Origin of the sequence: Enterobacter cloacae complex sp. I1M (assembly GCF_014982425.1) — a bacterium.
Lineage (GTDB): Bacteria > Pseudomonadota > Gammaproteobacteria > Enterobacterales > Enterobacteriaceae > Enterobacter > Enterobacter intestinihominis.
The window spans coordinates 54030-56746 of record NZ_JADCLG010000026.1 but is presented as its reverse complement, the minus strand read 5'-3'; the positions used below and the strand labels follow the sequence as shown (position 1 = coordinate 56746).

The 2717-nt window shown below is 60.3% G+C and carries 2 protein-coding genes; both read right to left on the bottom strand.

What is annotated here, in order from left to right:
• Positions 1–1385, bottom strand: a 1385-nt coding sequence (locus tag INF86_RS22515) for an efflux RND transporter permease subunit (RefSeq protein ID WP_227414811.1), incomplete at its 3' end; no start/stop codon positions are given.
• Positions 1385–2584, bottom strand: coding sequence for an MdtA/MuxA family multidrug efflux RND transporter periplasmic adaptor subunit (locus tag INF86_RS16450; protein ID WP_193543723.1), 1200 nt, complete (start codon positions 2582–2584; stop codon positions 1385–1387). The genes INF86_RS16450 and INF86_RS22515, both read right to left, overlap by 1 nt.
• Positions 2585–2717: the final 133 nt, after the last annotated feature.

Sequence of the window (2717 nt, the reverse complement as noted above, 5' to 3'; positions counted from 1 at the left end):
CCCATAAACAGCAGCGGGATCAGCACCGCAATCAGCGAGAAGGTGAGCGAGATGATGGTAAAGCCAATTTCTCCTGCGCCCTTCAGCGCGGCGGCTAAGGGCTTTTCACCTTTTTCGATATAGCGCGAGATGTTCTCGATGACCACGATGGCATCGTCCACCACGAACCCGGTGGCGATGGTGAGCGCCATCAGCGTCAGGTTATTAATCGAAAAGTCGAGGAAAACCATCACCGCAAACGTCCCGACCAGCGAGAGCGGCACGGCGACGGCGGGAATGATGGTTGCCGGAACGTTGCGCAGGAACAGGTAGATGATCATCACCACCAGCGCAATCGCCAGCATCAGCTCGAACTGGGTGTCTGACACCGAGGCGCGAATATTCGTGGTGCGGTCAGAAAGCACTTTCACGCTCACCGATTTTGGCAGGCTTTCCACCAGCTGCGGCAGCATGGTGCGAATGCTGTCGGCAGTATCAATAATGTTCGCGCCCGGCTGGCGCTGAACGTTCATGACAATCGCCTGCTGCTTATTGGCCCACGCCCCGAGCCAGCTGTTTTCCGCGCCTTGTTCGACGGTTGCCACGTCGCCGAGGCGGATCGGCGCGCCGTTTTGATAGGCCACAATCAGCTGGCGGTATTCATCGGCGGACTGCATCTGGTCGTTGGCAGAGAGCGTGACCGCACGGGTTGGGCCGTCCAGCGAGCCCTTCGCTGAGTTAACGTTGGCGCTGCTGATGGCGGTGCGAATGGTTTCGCTGGTTAACCCCAGCGCGGCAATGGCCTGGGCATTGAGCTTAACGCGCACAGCGGGGCGTTGACCGCCCGCCAGCGTCACCAGTCCCACGCCGGTCACCTGCGAAATCTTCTGCGCCACGCGGGTTTCGACCATGTCTTCCACCTGCGTCATCGGCATGGCCGAGGAGGTGACGGCAAGGGTCATGATCGGCGGGTCTGCCGGGTTGACCTTGCTGTAAACCGGTGGATTCGGCAGGTCAGACGGCAGCAGGTTAGTGGCGGCGTTAATCGCGGCCTGCACCTCCTGCTCGGCGACGTCCAGCGACAGCGTGAGCTGGAACTGAAGCGTGACGACCGAGGCGCCGCCGGAGCTCTGGGAGGACATCTGCTTCAGGCCAGACATCTGGCCGAACTGGCGCTCCAGCGGGGCGGTGATGGCGGACGTCACCACATCTGGACTGGCGCCCGGATAGAGGGTGACAACCTGAATGGTCGGGTAGTCCACTTCCGGCAGCGCCGACACGGGCAGAAAACGGTAGCCAATGATCCCGGCCAGCAGGATCGCCACCATCAACAGGGTCGTCGCAACCGGACGTAAGATAAACAGGCGTGATGGCCCACCTGTAGAGCTCGGCGGCATCACCTGCATCAGGCTTTTGCTCCTGTATTCTGCGCTTCCACCACCTCGACCTGCGCCCCTTCGGTCAGACGGTCAATACCGTCGGTCACGACGCGGTCGCCAGCGGACAGCCCGGCACTGATCACCACCGTCTGACTGTCCTGGATCCCGGTTTTCACCAGATGTTTGCTGACCTTGTTTTCGCTGTTCAGCACCCAGACAAAGTTGCCTTCACTGCCCATTTGCAGGGCCGCCGTCGGGATCACCACGGCGTTTTCTTCTGTCGCGACCAGCATTCGCGCATTGACGAACTGATTCGGGAACAGGGCATCGTCCTGATTGTTGAAGCGTGCTTTAAGCTTGATGGTGCCGGTGGTGGTATCGATCTGGTTATCCAGGCTAAGTAGCAAACCTTCGCTCAGCTTCTGCTTGTTGGTGCGATCCCAGGCTTCAACCACCAGCGCTTTTCCGGCCTTCTGCGCCTGTATCACCGTCGCAATGTCGCTTTCCGGCAGGGTAAAGACGAGATCGATAGGGTGCGTCTGGGTGATCACCACGATGCCCGTGGTATCGCCGCTGGAGATTTGGTTGCCGATATCAACCTGTTTCAGGCCCACGCGGCCGTCAATCGGCGCGGTGATCCGGCTCCAGTCGAGCTGGAGCTGGGCGCTGGCGACCGCGGCTTCGTCGGCCTTGATGGTGCCCTGAGATTCACTGACCAGAGACTGCTGGGTATCCAGCTCCTGGCGCGACACGAGGTTGGTTTTTACCAGCTGCTGATAGCGGGCTAAATCGCGGCGGGCATTGGCGAGGGTGGCTTTGTCTTTCGCGAGCTGCCCCTGCGCCTGCGCCAGAGCCACCTTAAACTGGCTTGGGTCGATTTCCGCCAGCAGATCGCCGGCTTTCACCTGCTGGCCTTCCTGGAAGTGGATGGCCATCAGCTGACCGTCCACGCGGCTACGTACCGTCACGGTGTTGGCGGCGGTAATGGTTCCCAGCCCGGAGAGATAACGAGGCACCGCTTTATTCACCGCCGTTGCCGCCTGTACCGGTGCCAGCGCCGCGCCGCGCATACCGTGGCGCCCGCCGCCCGTTGGACGTTGTGAGGGGCTATTGGCGCCAGCAGGTGCCGTGGAGTTCGCGGACTGGCTGTGCCAATACCAGGCGGCCAGGACCACCACAATCAGACCAACGGCGATTGCCCAGCGGGATTTGTTACTGCCTTTCATCGTTATACGTTCTCGTCCTGAAACACTTTCGGGGAATGATACTAGTTTAGTCAGGTAACACAGCGGAAAAATGGAGGAAATATGGAAGACTGTCAGGAATGGTCTGAGTGTGGTGCGTTGTTTCGCCGGGTGG